Below are 18,575 nucleotides of genomic sequence, written 5' to 3' on the forward strand. Positions count from 1 at the left end.
TTTAGTTCATTTTGATTGATTCATTGGGTCAATTCGTTTTAAACTTCGCCGCTTCCTCTGCAAGCCGTTTGGTCAGCTCATCAATGGTCTGCACCATCTCTGCCAAATGCTCTGTCATCCCCGCTTGCTCCTGCATCGTTGCGGTCACTTCCTCAACTGAAGCTGATACTTCCTCACCGGAAGCAGACAAGTTCTGTGCGGCCCCAAGGACATCATCCTTGTCACGCTCTATGGATTCGATCTCGGAAGCAATGGCCTGTACCTGGTCCATGATTTCATGCATATTTTGCGTGACAAACGTAAAGGTTTCCTTCGTTTGACCAACACTGCTCTTATGCTGTTCTGCAATGGCCTCAATGGCTTGTACGCTGCGGTTGTTCTGCTCGACATGTTCAATCGTCTGCATCACAATCCGCTTGATGTCCTCCGACTGTGCGGTTGTCTGCTCTGCCAGTTTACGGATCTCCGAGGCAACGACGGCGAAGCCGCGTCCCTGATCGCCTGCTCTGGCTGCCTCAATGGAAGCATTGAGTGCAAGCAGCTTCGTCTGATTCGCAATCTCGGCAATGGTGCTTGTAATCTGATGAATACCCGAAGAACTCTCGGCGAGCTGCACCGTAATTTTAGAGATATTTCCAACTTCAGCCTCGTTCTGATTGTTCACGGCAATTAGCTTATCGACGACCTCATGATTGTTTTCAAATGCATCGGTAATCTCATCGGCTTTACGTTTCACTGCCTGCGATTTCTCGCTCACACTGGCAATCTTGCTTCCTACGTTCATAAATTTATCCACGATGGATTCCGTATCACTTGCTTGTGATTCCATGGCCCGCGAAATTTCCATTGCCGTTGTCGTGGTATCCGCAATGGATGCTGAAGTCTGCTGCGTGGACTGATCCAGCTCGGTTGTACTGGTGTTCAACGTACCAATGGAGCTATTCATGCTGGAGATCAACTGCCTGTTGGTACCCGCCATCGTGTTGAAGCTGACCGCCAGATCCTTGAACTCCCCGCTGTATTTTCCTTCTGCCTGAACGGTCAGATCTCCACCTGCGAGCTGTCTGAACAAAGCGTTCAATCTCGTAATCGGTCTCGTTACCATGAGCGAGATTAGAATTCCAGCTGCGATGGAAACCGCAATGGCACTAAACAGCACGATATACATTTTGTTCGCCATGGATACAAGCGGCTTTCGCACGTCCTCGTACGAATCCTCCACAATGACCGTCCAATCCGAGCGCGGAATTTTGGAGTAGAATACCACTTTTTCTTCCGAGCTAACTTCCCCTTGCTGCAGCTGCTCGCTTGAAGGCAGATCAAGCAATGTCTGATACTCCCCTGACTCCATCTTCTGGCCTGCCAATGTATCATCTGACGAATGGAACATCACCGTACCTACACGGTCCAGGATGATAACACTACCATTTTCATTGATTTCGATGTTCTGCAGCTGGTCGACGAAGAACGAGGTGGTTGCAGTAGATACCAACACGCCTTCTACTTGATTGTCATCATTGTAAATCGGCATGGCGAATGCTGTACCCAGCGTTCCGAGCGTTTTGGATATAATCCCTTCACTGATGACATTCCGCCCTTGAATGGCCTGCTTAAAATAATCACGATCTGCACGTTCACCCTTGAGGGCTGTCGGATCATTCGCTGCAACAATAATACCTTCCTTGTCCAGCAAGATAATATTGCTGTTGCCCTCCATTCCTGCGAGACTGTCTGCCAATATGCCACTCGCTTTGTCAATCAGTTCACTGTTTTCCGCGAAAAATGCATCATCGCTCTGTTCTCCCGAATTCCGTATCTGAAGCAATTCTTCAAATGTACGATGGGTCGTAATGAGAAACGTTGACTGCTCCTCCAGAGTAAGGGAAGTGAACAATCCCGCCCCGATCCGATCGGAAGTCGCCTTAATCTCATCTTTGCTTTTGTCCAGCGTAATATTTTCTGCAACCCTGTAACATAAGATCGCCGTAACTACCAAAACGATACATACCAGCACACTGATCATCAGCGGCAACCTGACCCTGAAGGACATGTTCGCCATGCTTCCCTTCACCTTACCGAATAACTTCAATCCATTTCACCTTCCATTTTCATCATGTTGTAGTCCAACTTTTATGTATTTTCTTTATATCGGTATGTATCTGTGAATTGTTCAGTGATATAGAACATTTGCATTGATGTTTTCATATTCATGCAGTACCTCTGACGCCCTTTCCCCAGGATCTTTCTAGGACAAAGGAGAGAGCAACCGATTAGCAAATATAGACTTTGGTTTAATACAAAATATGACATCACTTACGTATAATCAAAGAACTACATATTTATTAGGGAGAGAACTGAAATTGAATACAAAAATGCCCACAATGTTAAACGTTATACGCTCACTGCTTGGGGTACAGATGATCTATATGGGAATTGCCACAGGCTTTGTAATCTACGATATGCTGCGCCACAGTGCAGATTACGCCGCGTTTCCGCTATCCGATCAGGTTGCTTACTTCACGAGTGCGGGAACCCGCATCCTGCTGTTCCTGGGCCCCCCGATTCTGACCATGATATTCATTGCAAAAAGAAGATATAAACTGACCATGACCTTCATGAGTCTTACCTTTTTGTTCACTGCCGGATTGCTTCAGAATTTTCTAGTCGTTCTGCATTTGTTCATGCTGCTTGTACTCCTGCTCCACAAGCCGAGCAAGATGTATCTCAAGCAGGAGGCTCATGTGCGGCAGTATTCCAAGCGGGATTTGCAAGTATAGATTTAGTTGTAGAATGGAGTCTGTGATTAGAATGAAAATGCCAAAATGGTTTAATGCCTTTTACTCTCTACTCTGCCTCAAAGTTGTCTATGAGGGGTACTCCCTTTTGAAAGCAATCTCCTTGTTTCTCAGCGGCACACTGGATAACGCTCCTGTTGTACTAGCGGATGCCATCACCCGGTTTATTTTGCTTGGCCTTCCCGCGATCTGGATCGTGGTTTGCATCTCCCAACGTAGGTACACCAGAACTATAATTGCGCTGATTTTGGCGTTACTGCTGGGCATAGCCCTGCCTCCCACCTGGGGTCAAACGTTATATCTATGTTCCATCCCGTTCCTTCTGCTGCATAAGCCGAGCAAAGAGTATTTAAAGCGTCCCAAGGAAGAGCCATCGGCCATTCGAATTCCTGCCAAAAAGGCTCGTATGTAAATGAAATCTGCTAACGCAACTTGATTCTCCCTGTGGCAGAAAAGTGCTCTTGTTCAGATCGGTTGGGGCGCCGATTGTTCTATAAGGAGATTGCTTGGTTAACGTTATATTAAATCCTTCTAGTAAAAAAAAGCTCCTGCCATAAATGTGGCAAGAGCTTTTCTGTGATCGTTGGCTAACAGTGACCGCAAACGTCGTATCCAGAATATTTACCCTCTTATAAATATTATCCTCGAACTGTTCTTCTTAACCCAGCTGTGCAATTCGCTGCTCTATGCGTGGAAATAAACGGAATGCATTCTCATAGAACACCTTGTCATGATGCTGCTCCGGCACAAGCCTGCGGATGAATTCGGCATACAGATCGATCGGCGCAAGCGGCCAGTCGGTTCCGAAGAGCATTTTCTCGTAGTGATCGGAATATACCAGCGCCCGGCGGAAATGATCCATGAACAGCGGTTCATTCATGAATCGTTCAAAATGAGGACGATCCCCCACCACAAGGCCGGACAAATCGGCATATACGTTAGGATTCTTCGCCACCACTTCGGCGGCATCCAACACCCAGGGATCACCCAAATGACAGATCATGAAGTTCACTCCTCGCTGTTGATAAGCTAGCTCATCCACAGTCAGCGGATGGGCATACTTCAGCAATCCATTCATGGAGTAGGTGTCCCCCGTATGAATGACGACGGGCATCTTGTACTTGGCTGCCAGCTCATAGATCGGAGTGTAAATCTTGTCATGGACATAGTAATGATAATACCCCGCGTACAGCTTGATACCTGCTACCTCAGGAGCCTGAAGCCTTGCTTCAATGCGATCCAGTTCGTCCTGCGCGTGTTCATCGCCAAGCCGGTTCGGATTGACGCCTACGCATTCCATCAGAAAGGGAGGAACCGTTTCTTCCAGATCAAGTCCCATCGGGTTCGGTGAACTGGAGTCCGGAAAGGCTCCCTTGGTCTGCTCGGTTACTCCCATGCCAATACCGAGAATAACGTCGTTCTTATCAAACTCCGCCTTAAGGCCTGCGGCAGAGTAATCGACTTGGGACAGATCGATCGCGGTTCGATGGAAGCTGTCAATGTCAGACAGATGAATGTGAATATCAATGATCGGCATGAGTGTTCTCCTTTACCTTTACACCAGTCGTGTTCCTAAAAGATAGCTTCAACAGGCTGCGGACATCTTCCGCATGCAGAGGAATCTGCCCTAAGACCAGATAAGTTGGTTTCATCCAGGCAGTCTCCCCATTGGATACCGGCAGATGTTGATGCACATTGTGGCTGAGTACCTGGTTATTCACATATACCGACGGATTATGGTTGGGATAGGCATCTACGGCATGCAGCATGTTTTTACGTGAAACCGCACCTACTCGCAAGATTCCCTTCAATTGAAGACCTGCATCCACCTTACCCAAGGAGAACCGTCCTTGCTCAGGATGTTCCAGCCAGCCTTCGTCAAAGATGGGTGACGGCCTGAAGAAGTGATCTTCGGTAAGCGAGTAATTCACCTGCGTCAACCCGGTTTCGTTCGTCACCGAATGCAGAGAACAAAGAACAGGCACCCCAGGCAGCATGAGGTAACGCTGTTGTACTGTGATTCCCCGATTCGCTTCCTGCTTCTCGATCCGGGTCGTCATGCAGATTCCTGTCCAGACGTTTCCGTGATCATCCTTCTGCTCCGTCCACACTGTACTTCGGTGCTCCTGCTGACGGCTAAAACCATTCATACCCGGGATTCCCACGCCAAGCCCGCCGTACCATGGATTCCACCAGGAACGTGGGGCAGCTTCCGGATACGAACTGTCCAGCCATTCCTCTCCCTGATACATCAAGGAATGCACGACACTTCCGAACCCGGGTGCTGCTGCGATCGAGAGAACTCCATTGCTCACCGTGTACACCGGACCTGCCGGACCCTCTTCAATCACACAGTCAACGGCGGATTGCGTCTTCGGAAACCAGAGAGCGGTCCGTTCCTGTATCCGATCCTCCCCGCGATATACGGCTCGAATCTTCCAGCCATGTTCACTGTTTTCCTTTGACACGGTTTCCTCAGGGGAGAACTCCAGCTGTACAGAACGAAGGTCCTGCTCCCGGTTTAATTCCATATCTGCAACTTTAAACTCCGATGCACCACCGTTCTGCGCATACAGCTCCAGATTTCCGGCTAGTGGTATCATTTTTCGCTCCATCCATTCGGCCTGCAGCTTCCCTCCCTCAAATGGATTACCACCGCCCAGAGCCAGTTCGAGATGGTCATCCAGCACAGGTACAATCCGATCGCGCTCTTTACGTGCAAAAGAACGGAAATCCTGCCACTTCACGAAAGTGTTCAACGCAAATACAGTCTTCTTGGTCTGTACAGTAGCCCCTGCCTGCATCCTGCCAAGGTCATGCTCCAGCCCCAGTGTATATTCCGGACGAAGCAGCTTCAGTGAAGGGTCCCAATAGATACCACATGCTCCGTACGCTTCCTTACAGAAAAGCCAGTTCTCCGTGATTTGGGCACTATCCCAATGGCCCGGATCGCTGGAATACGTATCACCCATGTCCACGTACCGACCTTGATACGGCAAAATTAGCCGATTCCCGAAGAATCCGAAGTTGGTCATCAAACTTACATTCTCTTCCAGATCTGTACTGCGCGTATTGATTATTTCGTGGTTAAATTCCGCAATCCCGCTGGCAAACAAATGGACCACAGACTTGATCTGCAACCCAGGAAAGTCCTCCGATTCATAAAGAGCTTCAAAAACCTGACTGTCCCCTTCGGGGTAGATGTTGACTTCTTTGGCTTGTTTCTTGGAAAACTCCTCGGCAAACGGCTTACCCAGCTTCGGATAGGTCCACCAGAACGTATGGTGAGAGCCCGGATACTCGATCCACATCGTATTATCCTGTCTGCTCATATGAAGGGAGAATGCGCCATTCACAGCTACCCATTGATCCCCGTGCTCTCCGCCATAACGCCCTTGGGTTCCCTTCATCAGAACGGAAAGTTTGCTTGTGAAAACGACTGGCTGGTGACCTGCCGGAACAGCTGTCACCTCCACCTTCCTCGAATAAAGTCCATACGAGCGCAGGATAAAGGATACAGGTATCGAAGCTTTACCCTTCGCAGGAACGGTGAGGCGTACCGAAGGTTCTGTCCATTCCAGGAATTCATCCTCAGGCAGGTCAAAAGCAAACTCGGCCTCTGCATCATAATTGTTCTCCACGTTCAGAACCAGCTCTGCCGGGACACCCGTGTACAGTTCCTTCACGGGCAGCACCAGGTTCAGCTTGGCTGGAAACTTCGGTGCAACGCCTATACGAAACTCCGCTTTCCTGCCTCCAATCAGCCATGTACTGGCGACAACAGGGTGGGTCTTCATCAGGTTCTGTTCCTCTGTGACCGGATCCAGATGAAACTCGCCTTCCACAACGATCGCCTCTCCCGGAGCCACTTCTCTTGTAGTGTCCAGAGCAAAGCGAGTATTTTTGTTGTCCTGCCCTTTGATTTCAAACGTCAGCTCAGATGCTGAGCAGTTCTTGATTCGGTAGCGAACCTTGTATGTGGAGCCAAACACCAGATCATGGTCATCGATCTCTGTGGAGATTACGTAATCTGGCGTGTCGAGTGCGGTCAAGCCACGACCGGACTTCTCGAACTCGGCGCGCAAGGAAATGTCTCCCCTTTTCCAAGTGTAATCGAAGAAATCAAAGCCTCGCTCCCGCCGGCCATCCGGCTCAATGACGAGCTCACGCGTACTATCGGTATACCAATCCAACACCTCGAAGTATGGAGCGAGCGCTTCGGTCTGCAAGACGGTTGGGATGAAGTTCATCAGGTGCACATTGTCCTCTTTTTTCTCCCAGAAAAAACCGCACTTCTTGTACATCGGCACGGCCTTAGTGTTGCCTGCCCACGTGAACAGATCGAGGCGGGGCCACCCCGCTTCCACGGTTTTGCGAACGGCGTTCAGGATCAGATTGCGGCCGACCTTATGGCCATGATAATCAGGACGCACGTTCAATAACGGCACATACAGCGCCCCTTCATCGAAACGGTAGTGGGCAAAGCTGCAAAAGCCAACCACTTCATGCTCATGAACTGCGAGAAACACATGCAGATTGGACGAACTCTCCATCTCTCGGCGCACGGTATCTTCTGTTCTCTGGTTCGTCCCGCCTCCCCAGCTTTCATTGCTCCGGTTCCACATGTCTGCGAGTGCGGCAGCGTAGGAGTGATCGTATTCAATAATGCGGATCTGTTCTAGATTTGAGGTTATTGCCATGTCTCTATCCCCTTTGCTTTATGTATAGGGTGGTCTACGTACTCGTTCGTGATGACCCGAATATATCCGATAGCCACAGAGATGATAGAGTACGTGTTTGCAGAAGCTATCGATAGTATGATCATACTATAAATGGGAAACATTTTCAGAGGATTAAAAATCTTTCTTTCACTAGGAGTGTCTACTAAATGCATTTAATCACCGGATAAATTCCAAATTCTATATCGAAACAATATAATTCGTTGCTTTATTAAAACTAGGTAAAACTAGAACAGAAGAGTTCGAAAATTCCTTTCGGGATAATAACAAAAAAATCCACGTCATTGAGATAGACGTGAATTTAAGTATGGGATCTCGTTTGGGAACTCAAAGCAATTCGTTCCCTTCCGTGCCAAAGTCTATTTCATCATGTCGTTTATCCTCTTTCACTTTAGAGAGCAGAGTCTTTTGATGAGAGCGCAGTTCTTCCTTGTAATTGGTCAGTTTGGTTTTTGGGCGCAACAACAATTCATTGTCTGCCGTCACTAAAATCTCAACTTCCGAACCTTCCTTCAGATTAAGACGTTTAAGTACTTGGTTAGGAATACAAATTGCGATACTATTTCCCCATTTTCTAAGTATGGCTGTAGTCATGGCAATCTCATACCTTTCGTTTGATAGTTGCTCCAATTATACCTCGCCCCGCGATATTTTCTATAAAACACCAAAAGTTGCATTGCATCCGTCTGTAAATTGAAAATTATATTTCTTCTACGGCTAGCTAAAATAATAGCATCATGTATCTCAGAATCAATAAATAAAAGAATCCCCGTTTAACTCCATCGAGGATTCCTATGCTATCTCACATAATTAATTTAAATAGAATAATTACTAAATCAGTTCCTGCTTCCGTTTCAGATACACAAACAGCACCACGCCCGACGCCGCACAGATCACAGCGCATAAACCGATGAACCCATAACCCGCCTGCAGACCGCGAAGCAGCCCCAACGGAGTAGTGGCACCATACGCGTTCTTCACGCCTTCAATAACCCAGCCAATCGCATAGTTACCAATGACGCTGCCGACCCCCATCAGCGTAACCGCAAACGTAATGGCGGTGTCGCTTCCGTTTGGATACCTTTTCGCAATAAATGCCATCACGGTTGGATAAATCATCGCAATACCTGCACCGGACACGGCAAACAGGAACGCCAGCCCCTCACCGCCCGCGATGGCCGCGAACGTACAGATAGCGGAGAAAGCCGAGAAAACAATCAATGAAAGTACAAAACCGATCCGGTCCGTAAGCGGACCGAGCAGCAGACGCCCGAGCGAGAAGCTGAGGAAAAATGCAGACAGCATCCCCGAAGCCTTCACGGTGTCCCATGTATAAGCCTTTTCCAGGAAGTTTACAAGCCAGCCGCCCACGGCCAGTTCGGATACCACGCCAAAAGAAAGAATCAGCACCATCATCCAGATGGCCGGATCCCGTGTCAGCATCTTCAGGGAAACCCGGTCTTCATGCGGAAGATCATCTCCCGGAAACGAACTAAGCATCGCCGCAATAATAGGCAGTAGGCAGAGGGATAACATGACCAGATACATGCCGCGCCAGTCCAGTTCATGCCCAAATACCGTCAGTGACATGACGCCCGTTGCCAGCAGCGGAGCTACGGTAGAACTCAGACCATAGAAGAAATGGGACAGGTTCATCATTGTACCTGTATTTTTCACAAAGATCCGAGCACCCAGAATCGCGAGCGCAATCTCCAGCATGCCGTTACCGATGTACATGAAGAAATACGATGAAGCAAAGAGCGGATATGTATGGGATAAATAAATGAACACACCCGAGAGAATCATGGAGGCAAAGGAGATTATGCTAACCGCCTTAATGCCCCATTTGCGGACAAGGATGGCCGTGAATGAACAAGCGATCAGGTACCCCAATGCGTTCAGGGATAACAACGTTCCGAGCTGCTTCTCGTCCAGATTGAAGTCGAATTGAATGCGCGGAATCGCTGGTCCTTTAATATTTTCCGATATGCCAAACACGATAAAACCAATAAAGATCGTCGCCAGCTGCATGGCATACATCTTATTAAACTTCTTTTTACTCGCTTGCTGCTCCAAAATAAGTACCTCCTGTTGTATAAGACAAATAAACGATTCGTCACATATGATCTACCATTTTTTCTCGATTAACTGGATGCGGTAGGTTAAGCTCTCCAACGTGACAGCCACCAAGCCGGTAATATATTCACGCCGTGTGTCATTTTGAATCATGACTTGTGGCATGTGCTCCTGTGGTATGGTTTGCAGGCAACCCTGGATCAGATCGTGCTGCATACCAGAGTCCATCGTGTCCCCTGTAATGACGATCGCTGCCGGGTTAATAATGACAATGATGGATACCAGCGTTTTGACCACAAGCTGATGCAGTCCCTCCGGAGTTTGCAGCATCCGAAGCTGTTCTTCGGATGACACCCCAAAAGGCAGGTAGGATACCTCGCCGCTAAAATGTGTGTTCCCTTTCAACGGGTGACCATCAATGATGAAACCTGCCCCGGGATAATGATTTTTTGGAAAAGTGACCACCGCAAAGTTTTTCTCTTCCTCAAAATGCTGCTCGTTGTACAGTCCGTACACCGTCAGATTCATGTCGTTATCAATAGTGACTTCAACGTCTTCGAATCGCTCCTTGAGCCACGGCCCCAGCGGCTGACCTGCCAGACCTGGCACATCACAAATGCCAATAATTCCGTTGTGCGCCACCCCCGGTATGCCGATCCCGACCGCCTGCACATTGTTGTACTTTTCAATCAAAGCTGCAATCAGATCCTCCACTGTAGCCACGGTAATCTCATCCAAAATAAGCGTCTGCTCATCCTTTATCTCGCCATTCAGATTAGCCTGAAGATGCGTGATCGAGTGAACACCGCCCTCTGTTCGAATAAACACGCATAGCACGCTGGCATAGTCCGCATTGAATTGATATCTGCTCGCAGGTCTCCCCCCGCTAGATTCATCCGGCCCCAGATCGATAATCTCCCCCGTCTGCAGCAGCTCGTTCAGAATTGTCCCGCAGGTAGCAACACTGAGTTTTGTTAGGTTCGCAATGGAAGACTTCGTTCCCACACCCGTTGATCTAAGTGTGTTCTTCACCAGCTCCACATTAATTCGCTTCACCTGCTGTGTGTTGTGTGATGTAGGCTGCATGTAGAATTGAACCCTCCTTTCATGGGAATATCATTCGAAGGAGTGTTTTTAAAAGTATTTTAATAATTGAAGTTTAGGGGGACACCCGGGGAAAGTCAATGCTTAATTGAAAGCGGGAACAATGTTAATGTTATTAGAGAGAGGGTTGATACATCATAGTATATTGTCAAAGGAGACACAGACGATGAGGAAAAAGGGACGCTTTATGCTTTCGATTATTTTGGTGGGTGGGCCTAATATTGCTAAGTGAATTATTCATTTGGTCTTCGGGGAGAATCGGATTGATTAATACAGTATGTAGGATGATTTCAGATGCACCTGATATAGCAATACAAGGCAAGAGATTATCTTACCAAGGAACAGTAAGTTTTGAAGATACTCTTAGTCTTGAACAATATGCATCCAGTGACGAGGGCAAAGCCCTGTACAAAGCAAAAGGTACTCCAATACCACCACCATGGATTTATGTTAAAAAAGATGAAAACCACTTTTTTCGATATAAAGTTCCACAGATTCCTTGGCGCATCTGACAATCCACCCGATCGCAATAACGTATACTTCATGGTCTTCTCGTCCCCATTGACAAACCCACTAAATAGGAATAACCTAATAACGAATCACTCATTCATTATTAAGGAGTCGTTCTCAATGGTGCAAGCCAAGAAAGACGAAGTGAGGAAAGAAATTGAATACGCAGCGCTGAAGGTGTTCTATGAGAAGGGCTTTGTGGATGCCAAAATGAGCGACATTGCGAATGAAATCAATATTTCGGTAGGCAACATCTATACGTATTTCAAAAACAAAAAAGATCTGTTCTACGCGGTCGTGCCACCGGATCTGGTGGATTACCTGAAAAAAGTGCTGGTCGATACCATTCACTTCGATAACCAGAACCTGTTCGAGGCGGAAACGGAGAGCGAAAGGAAATCGGCACTGTTACAGGAACAGGTTGATGTATTGCGCAAATACCGGAACCAGATCATCATCATTTTCGAAAAGAACAAAGGAACGATCTACACCAACGCCAAGAACGAGCTCGTCGAGACCATGATCGAAACCAAGAAAGCCTATCTCAAAAAGCAGTACAAACATTACGAGATTGGAATGGAAGAACACCTGGTCTTGCTCGATATCCTTGCTCACAATGTGATCGACATGAACCTGGATTTATTGAAACGGGATATGAGCGAGGACAGCCGCAAGCAGATTTTTGAAGCATTATATGTATACCGGTTATACGGCATGAAGAGTTTGAGCGAATAAGCTATATGCCTAGCTGGCACAGCGTGCAGACCAGGTCAACAAAAGTACTTGGTCCGCACGCCAAAAAAATGCCTAATTTACCCCCCCTTATTTTTTTTGATTCAAAAATGAATTAATAATTCAATTTTAAATTCGATGCTCATTTCAAGGAGGAACACCCAATGACGAACACAGCTTATGCATTAAAGAACTGCCATCTGATTCATGGAGACCTTAATCGCGATCTGGAGAAAAATATGACCGTCCTGGTCAATGAGCAAGGGCTGATTCAGGGGATTGGAAAATCAAGTGAACTGGCCATTCCGAGCCACTATGAGGTTATCGACCTATCGGGAAAATATGTGATGCCTGGCTTGATCAACGCTCATGTTCATCTCTTTGCGAATGGTAAGCCCTTCAGCCTGTCGGTCAGCGAAGGCATGCTGCAATTCGCCTATGATCGAATCCTGAACACGAAATTCGGCAAAAACGTTCTGAAAAAACGAATGAAACGCAATGCCCTGACCGCACTCCACGCGGGCGTAACCACGATGCGCAGTGTCGGTGAATTCTTCTATACCGATGTAAAATTACGGGATGAAATTAATAACGGTGAATTCGTTGGTCCCAATCTGCTTGTCTCTGGATTTTTCCTTAGTGTGACGGGAGGTCATGGTGCTCCTTTCCTGGCTCTCGTCGGGGATTCCCCTTGGGAAGCACGCAGAAATGTACGCATCAATGTCAAGAACGGCGTGGATCTCATCAAAATCTGCGTGACGGGCGGCGTGACGGATGCCAAAATGGTCGGCGAAGCAGGCCGTTTGCAGATGACGGTAGAGGAAGTTGCCGCAATCTGCGATGAAGCCCACAAGATCGGGCTGCGGGTGGCAGCTCACGTGGAAAGCACGGAAGGTGTCAGAGTTGCATTAAAAGGCGGCGTGGATACGATTGAGCACGGCTCCGAGATGGATGACGAGATTATCAGCCTGTTCAAAAACAATCCAAATGCCCTGAATGGCTATACTGCGCTCATTCCTACCTTTCTAGCTGCTTATCCCTCTGCTCTGCTCGATACCAGCGTAACGAAGGTGAGTGCAACCGTGAAAGAAAACGCCAGACTCGTGTATACATCCATGTTAAAAGGTGCGCAGCAGGCCATCGAAAATGGCATTACCATCGGTCTTGGCACCGATGCCGCCATGTCGTACGTGACTCACTATGACATGTGGAGAGAGATGGATTACTACCTCAAACAGACTACCCTTAGCAACAAGCAGCTGATCGATATGGTGACCCGAACCAACGCGAAGATCCTGGGTATTGAAGAGATTACAGGTACGGTCGATATTGGAAAACAGGCAGATCTGATCGTGCTGGACCAAAGCCCGTTGGAAAATATTGAAGCACTATCCTGTGTACGCATGGTCATGGTCAAAGGAAATCTAATTCAATCACCATCTGTGACGAGAATACAGCAAGTAGACGATGTTCTAAACTCGGTTTGGTGAATTCAGGAGTGAAATCATGTTAGGAATATTAGTCAATTGCTTTTCCATTGTATTCGGAAGTACCCTTGGAGCGATCACTAAAAAGTTTGTCAATGACGGATATAAAGCCATTCTGTATCAAGTCATTGGGATCAGTGCTATCATCATCGGCATTAGCACTACCATCAACAGCATCTCTACGAGCCAGTATCAGGTGATGTTTGTTATCTTTCTTACGATAGGCGGCATTATCGGTCAACTGATTAATTTCGATCAGATTTTGTCCAGGATCATGACCCGTTTCTCGTCCAATGGACTAAATGAAGGATTGACGGTTGCAATCTCCTTATTATGCTTAGGGTCCATACCGATTCTCGGACCGCTGCAAAGTGCACTGCAGGGAGATAACACCTTTTTGCAGATCAATACCATTTTCTCGGGCATTACGGCCCTAATTCTGGCTTCCTCCTTCGGCTTTGGCATTATGCTTTCAGCGATTATTTTATTTGTCATTGAAGCTCTGGTCTTCTTCTCGGCTGACTTTATCTCCGTATACATGACGGCCAACATCATTAACGAAATCACGTTGATTGGTGGTATTCTGGCGCTCTGCACCGGATTGAACGTCCTGAAGATTACGGAGATCAAAGTTTTGAATCTGCTTCCGGCCTTATTTATTCCTATTTTTGTGTTATAAAATGGTATGTAATTATTTGGTAGACAGCGAAACTTAAGAGGCTTATCCTATTGGGTAAGTCTTATACTACTATCTAGGAGGAATTTATAATAAAATTGCTAAAGATCTTATCGTTGTACGTGGCTTGTTTAATTGTGACTTACGTCATCATTGCCATCGGTACTGTTGGCCTTTATTTGGGTTCAGCCCTTGTACTTACTTTGCTTGTTTATATTGTGATTTTGCTCTTAAAGATACAGAAAAAATGAGGATTACCACAATAGTGGTAGTCCTCATTTTTATAAGTATTCTTTACAAGTACATTTATTCTTTACAGATGCATCGCAAGCAGCAATTTGTAAATCATAGCTGTCGCTTCCGCACGGGTCGTCATATTCTCCGCACGAACCGTATTATCGGTATAACCATTAATAATATCAGCTTGTACAGCTGCATCCATGGCGTCCTGTGCCCAAGCTGGCGTTTGTGCTGCATCGGTGAAGCTTGGTTTGGCATTCTCACCGTTCGTTCCCGCCTGCACATCACTCAACTTCAGTGCTTTTGCCATCATCACAGCCATCTCGGCACGGGTAATGGTGCGATCAGGCTTGAATGTATTATCTCCATAGCCTGTCACTATACCGGCTTGCACGGCAGCTGCAATCTCGGACTTCGCCCATGCAGGTACAGCTTCCTCATCTGCAAATGAAGTCGTGGACGCTACCGTTTGGAGAGCCAATGCTTTGCTAAGCAATGTGACAAACTCAGCTCTGGTAATCTCCTTGGACGGTTGGAAAGTTCCATTGGCATACCCTTGGATCACATTCATGCCCATCAAACGATCCGCATAATCAGATGCCCAATGTCCGTTCAGATCCGTCAGATTCACAGGTGTGTAACTGGATACTACAAAGGTACCCAGGTGATTCACATTCGCCGTAATGGTTCCAGCAGCATTCGTTTCCCCGCCGACAAATACCCAGCTCTGACGAGCTTCGTTATAATAATAGATTGCCGGCTTCGTTCCGCTTACCAAACCTGCCGGATCATAACTCAGGCTCAACTCTGCCTGATGGTTCAATGTCCGTCCGCCTGTGCGGCTAATCTGTACCGCTTGACTCAGCACGTTCAGCGAAGCTGTATTCTGCAGTTTGTCCTGTGCGATCACGGACAGCTGTATAGTATCTTTTTCCCCAACAGCTCCAGCCGGAGCTTTGAATTCCACCACGTTTTTAATACCTGTCTGTACAGGCTGATTCGCTTCCACTTCAACCTTCACTTCAGTCGAGGAATCCGATCCGGTGTCCGGAGTGGATGGTGTTGTAGGAACGGTAGGGGTTGTCGGTACGCTTGGCGTGCTTCCTCCGGCACTGCCACCGGTACTGCCTCCATTACCGCCGCCTGATCCACCGCCATTGTTCGAACTGGCTTGTACCGTAATAGTACGTGTGACTTCTGCTGCTGCATTGCCAGCGATATCTTTTACGTTATAACGAATCGTATAGATTCCGGCTGCTTGTGTGTTCACGGTGCCTTCCATCTGCACGGAACCGCTGATCCCCACATTGTCGGATGCCAATGCTCCAGGTTCACTGTAGGTATCCCCCACGTTCAGTGTCATCTGACTGCTGCCTTGCAGCGTAATAACCGGAATTTCACGGTCGATTTTGACAACCACCGGTAAAGTATACTCACTGTTCAGATCGTCTGTGGCTCGGAACAACAGGCTGTGCTCTCCAGGCTCAGCAATCTCCAGAGACGTATTCTCGGTATAAGGGCCATACGTTTGACCTCCATCACGGGACAGCTCAATGGTCGCCGAAGTAGCCGGTGCATAAACCGCGCTGGTTACACTAACGTTTACAGACTGATTCGTCCATGTATCCGTATGGTACGGCTGGCCGTCTGTGGTCGTCATATTGCTTTTCAGTACCAGAACCTGATTATTGGTGCCCTCTACGATGACAGTGAAAACTTTCGTTTGAGTTTCGTTGCCGCGTTGTACCGTTGCCGTCAGTTCCAATCGTTCATTGTTATTCGGTTGTGTCAGCAGCTTGCCTTGATTATCGATCAATTCCGGATTGGAACTGGACCAAGTAATTGTCGCTCCATGTTTCCCTTCAACCGGAAGAGTGAGGTCGGAAGTAACTGCGTTCAGGTCTCCCAGATCAATCGCTTGGAGCGTGTCATTTACAGCCTGCACATCACTATAAGGTGCCGCGTTCACGAAGATCGGGTTGGAGTAGAACCACAGATCCCGGTAGTTGCTGTCATTGATTTGGTTAAAACGCGTTTCTGCATCAGAAGTCGTGTTCTTCGGATCCAGCTGTGGTTCGCCATTCACTGTCTCACCTGGAACGTTCATCTCCAGATTCGTTCCGCGCAAGCGGAAATACTGGTCTTGATCCGTCGCTTTGATCTTATATGTGATAACATTGTAGCCTTCGGCATCTGTCGTCCAATCGTCCGATGTGAAGGTAGCCAGCACGCGGGTGGAATCATTGGTATCCTTGTTATATGCGGCTGTACCCTTCTCGGCCTTGCCTGTCACATCCCCTGCGATCAGGTCAACGTGGTCGACCACAGGTACCTGTCCAGCCGATATACCGCTGTTGATTGGCTTTTCATAATTGTTACTGGTCGTTGGGCTCTTGAACCGGATCTTCAGCTCCACTTCATCGCCCTGAGTCACGTTCAGATCCTCACCCATTTCAGCCTGCGCACCTGCTCCGGATGCGGTGAAATCCAGGGCGTTGATCAGATCACCGAATACGGAAAAGGATTTTCCTGAACGAAGTCCCTCCAGTACCGCCTGCATTCCGCTGCCCTCAATCCACGCGTAAGTCTTGGCATATTCCCCAGGGAAGTAACCACTGGAATTCGTGCCAATTGTTTTGAAATGGTAATCCGAGTTACCATAGTTCCAGAAGTGGCGCCCTTCTCCAAGCAATGCATCCCACAGTCCGCCGACTTTGGCCACCATGTAGTCTACACCGCCATATGTACGGTATTTGTACCCATCGTCTGCCGTCGGATTAGATACGTTGTAGGTTGTGTTATACCCACCACGATCCGGTTCCATCTGGTTGCCCAGCATACCTTCGATACCGAATAACACTTGTGGCGCCAGATCATTGAAATCGCGGAAGTCCGCAATCGTATATTTATTTTTGCCACGAGAAGGATGGTTGATCATCGCATAGCTCGTTGTTGGATAGTTGGTTTTTAGCCATTCAATGGCAGTTAAAGCATCCTGGTGTGTCGTATAGGCACGTCCACCTTCCTGATCCCAGGCCGCTACATCCGCCGGATCAAACAGACTCGCATTGCGATTGGTAAAACGATATTCGAATTCTTTGGCAGCTTCAAGCGCTTCGGTCGAATTCGGCTCATCGGTGAGAATGCCCACTCCGACGTGTTCATGCGTCGGCATGTCCCATTCGAAGCCGGAGAAAATCGTTTTGCCCTCATATTTGCCTTGCTCCTGTAGTGCCTTGATCTGTGGTACCTGATATTCATTCATCCCCACCGACATCGGAATGGACCCACCAGGAATTTCATTTCCGTTGTGATCCCGCTTGGATAACCGCAGATGATCCGTCAGCGCGATCCAGTCCAGCCCATATTGCGTCAAACCCGCATCCAGGACGTTCTCCAGCGAATTCTGCGCATCGTCCGATTCAAATGTATGTACGTGCAAATCCCCCGTTTGCCAAGAGCCTGCAGCCGTGCTGTTGACTGGCGTGTTATCTCCCGCAGCTGCATGAGTAATCGCCGCAGGAAACGCTCCCATGACCATCCCTGTAGCCAGGGGTATCAGAGTAAGCATAGCAAGCATTTTCTTTCCTTTTTTGTTGAACAACCTGATCCCTCCACCCGTTCTGTGTTGTTGTGCCGGGAGTAAATATATGAGACTTTGAGGGCAGGGTCAACGCGTTGAAAGCGCCTATTAAAAATTTTACATAGAGCTGCATTCGTTTACGTTCTATTAAAGCTTTATTTTGCTGTATGCATATGATGTATGCTCTATAAATCTCTCGTTTTATGAGTCAAAATGATTAAACACGGCACGTTTCGGCTCCTTGTAACGTTCAAAGTTTGTTCACCATTCAGGAAACTTTCACCACTCTTGTGGATGACAGGAAGAGCTTTGTGAGGATTACATGATAGACGGGGTCAAGCTGAAGAATTATGTAAAAATCGTCACGTGAACATGATTCTAAACACTGTAATACCTACCATCCATTTCAGGGATATTTATGCGCTCTACGTCCCACCGATACTTGGATTAAAGCATCATTTGACTTAAGTTTTACATCTCCCGTTATGTAAAAAGATTGTTAATGGGACGTCAATTCCAATGGCAATTCTACTACATATGAAGAGGCAAAAATTAATTTCAACAGAGGCTGACTTTCCCCATCAAAAGCTTTCTTATAACACCATTACTTTATACCTAAGACGTACTGCAAAA

General features: G+C 47.5%; 13 protein-coding genes. 6 read left to right on the plus strand and 7 right to left on the minus strand.

What is annotated here, in order from left to right:
- Nucleotides 1–28 precede the first annotated feature (28 nt).
- Nucleotides 29–2,059, minus strand: a complete 2,031-nt coding sequence (locus AC3RCI_RS22055; protein WP_492526420.1) for a methyl-accepting chemotaxis protein — start codon at nucleotides 2,057–2,059, stop codon at nucleotides 29–31.
- A 301-nt stretch (nucleotides 2,060–2,360) separates the two neighbouring features.
- Here AC3RCI_RS22055 and AC3RCI_RS22060 point away from each other — a divergent pair, with 301 nt between their 5' ends.
- Nucleotides 2,361–2,777 carry a hypothetical protein gene (locus tag AC3RCI_RS22060; RefSeq protein ID WP_336780386.1) on the plus strand — a complete coding sequence of 139 codons (417 nt, stop codon included), beginning with the start codon at nucleotides 2,361–2,363 and terminating at the stop codon, nucleotides 2,775–2,777.
- Nucleotides 2,778–2,808: 31 nt separating this feature from the next.
- A complete protein-coding gene (locus AC3RCI_RS22065; RefSeq protein WP_492526422.1) occupies nucleotides 2,809–3,207 on the plus strand; it encodes a hypothetical protein in 399 nt (132 codons plus the stop codon).
- Between the two features lie 246 nt (nucleotides 3,208–3,453).
- On the opposite strand, the gene AC3RCI_RS22070 is transcribed toward AC3RCI_RS22065, so the two are convergent.
- The 5 genes from AC3RCI_RS22070 to AC3RCI_RS22090 form a co-directional block, all read right to left on the minus strand.
- Nucleotides 3,454–4,332 carry an amidohydrolase family protein gene (locus tag AC3RCI_RS22070; RefSeq protein ID WP_492526423.1) on the minus strand — a complete coding sequence of 293 codons (879 nt, stop codon included), beginning with the start codon at nucleotides 4,330–4,332 and terminating at the stop codon, nucleotides 3,454–3,456.
- Nucleotides 4,319–7,495, minus strand: coding sequence for a GNAT family N-acetyltransferase (locus AC3RCI_RS22075; RefSeq protein ID WP_492526424.1), 3,177 nt, complete (start codon nucleotides 7,493–7,495; stop codon nucleotides 4,319–4,321). The genes AC3RCI_RS22070 and AC3RCI_RS22075 overlap by 14 nt, the downstream gene beginning before the upstream one ends.
- Before the next feature lie 366 nt (nucleotides 7,496–7,861).
- Complete coding sequence (locus AC3RCI_RS22080; RefSeq protein WP_255247923.1) at nucleotides 7,862–8,128, minus strand: AbrB/MazE/SpoVT family DNA-binding domain-containing protein; 267 nt, start codon at nucleotides 8,126–8,128, stop codon at nucleotides 7,862–7,864.
- A gap of 237 nt (nucleotides 8,129–8,365) precedes the next feature.
- Nucleotides 8,366–9,574 (minus strand): MFS transporter, encoded by a 1,209-nt coding sequence (locus AC3RCI_RS22085; RefSeq protein WP_492529973.1) that lies wholly within the window; start codon nucleotides 9,572–9,574, stop codon nucleotides 8,366–8,368.
- Between the two features lie 87 nt (nucleotides 9,575–9,661).
- The gene (locus tag AC3RCI_RS22090) at nucleotides 9,662–10,696 is read right to left on the minus strand and encodes an ROK family protein (protein ID WP_492526426.1); all 1,035 of its coding nucleotides are present in this window, start codon (nucleotides 10,694–10,696) and stop codon (nucleotides 9,662–9,664) included.
- Between the two features lie 281 nt (nucleotides 10,697–10,977).
- Between AC3RCI_RS22090 and AC3RCI_RS22095 the strand changes: the two genes are divergently transcribed.
- From AC3RCI_RS22095 to AC3RCI_RS22110, 4 genes are all read left to right on the plus strand, one after another.
- The gene (locus AC3RCI_RS22095) at nucleotides 10,978–11,226 is read left to right on the plus strand and encodes a hypothetical protein (protein WP_492526427.1); all 249 of its coding nucleotides are present in this window, start codon (nucleotides 10,978–10,980) and stop codon (nucleotides 11,224–11,226) included.
- 118 nt (nucleotides 11,227–11,344) lie between these two features.
- The gene (locus AC3RCI_RS22100) at nucleotides 11,345–11,959 is read left to right on the plus strand and encodes a TetR/AcrR family transcriptional regulator (protein ID WP_492526429.1); all 615 of its coding nucleotides are present in this window, start codon (nucleotides 11,345–11,347) and stop codon (nucleotides 11,957–11,959) included.
- Between the two features lie 161 nt (nucleotides 11,960–12,120).
- Nucleotides 12,121–13,446, plus strand: a complete 1,326-nt coding sequence (locus tag AC3RCI_RS22105) for a metal-dependent hydrolase family protein (RefSeq protein ID WP_492526430.1) — start codon at nucleotides 12,121–12,123, stop codon at nucleotides 13,444–13,446.
- 16 nt (nucleotides 13,447–13,462) lie between these two features.
- The gene (locus tag AC3RCI_RS22110; RefSeq protein WP_336780377.1) at nucleotides 13,463–14,122 is read left to right on the plus strand and encodes a DUF554 family protein; all 660 of its coding nucleotides are present in this window, start codon (nucleotides 13,463–13,465) and stop codon (nucleotides 14,120–14,122) included.
- Nucleotides 14,123–14,432: 310 nt separating this feature from the next.
- Here AC3RCI_RS22110 and AC3RCI_RS22115 read toward each other — a convergent pair whose 3' ends face one another.
- On the minus strand, nucleotides 14,433–17,963 hold the full coding sequence (locus AC3RCI_RS22115) for an S-layer homology domain-containing protein (protein WP_492526432.1): 3,531 nt from the start codon (nucleotides 17,961–17,963) through the stop codon (nucleotides 14,433–14,435).
- Nucleotides 17,964–18,575: the final 612 nt, after the last annotated feature.

The organism is Paenibacillus sp. MT124 (assembly GCF_058792755.1).

Coding starts and splice junctions, on each gene's coding strand:
- AC3RCI_RS22055 (WP_492526420.1), bottom strand. CDS start 2,059: ATGGCGAACATGTCCTTCAGGGTCAGGTTGCCGCTGATGATCAGTGTG.
- AC3RCI_RS22090 (WP_492526426.1), bottom strand. CDS start 10,696: ATGCAGCCTACATCACACAACACACAGCAGGTGAAGCGAATTAATGTG.
- AC3RCI_RS22105 (WP_492526430.1), top strand. CDS start 12,121: ATGACGAACACAGCTTATGCATTAAAGAACTGCCATCTGATTCATGGA.
- AC3RCI_RS22080 (WP_255247923.1), bottom strand. CDS start 8,128: ATGACTACAGCCATACTTAGAAAATGGGGAAATAGTATCGCAATTTGT.
- AC3RCI_RS22075 (WP_492526424.1), bottom strand. CDS start 7,495: ATGGCAATAACCTCAAATCTAGAACAGATCCGCATTATTGAATACGAT.
- AC3RCI_RS22100 (WP_492526429.1), top strand. CDS start 11,345: ATGGTGCAAGCCAAGAAAGACGAAGTGAGGAAAGAAATTGAATACGCA.
- AC3RCI_RS22085 (WP_492529973.1), bottom strand. CDS start 9,574: ATGTATGCCATGCAGCTGGCGACGATCTTTATTGGTTTTATCGTGTTT.
- AC3RCI_RS22070 (WP_492526423.1), bottom strand. CDS start 4,332: ATGCCGATCATTGATATTCACATTCATCTGTCTGACATTGACAGCTTC.
- AC3RCI_RS22110 (WP_336780377.1), top strand. CDS start 13,463: ATGTTAGGAATATTAGTCAATTGCTTTTCCATTGTATTCGGAAGTACC.
- AC3RCI_RS22065 (WP_492526422.1), top strand. CDS start 2,809: ATGAAAATGCCAAAATGGTTTAATGCCTTTTACTCTCTACTCTGCCTC.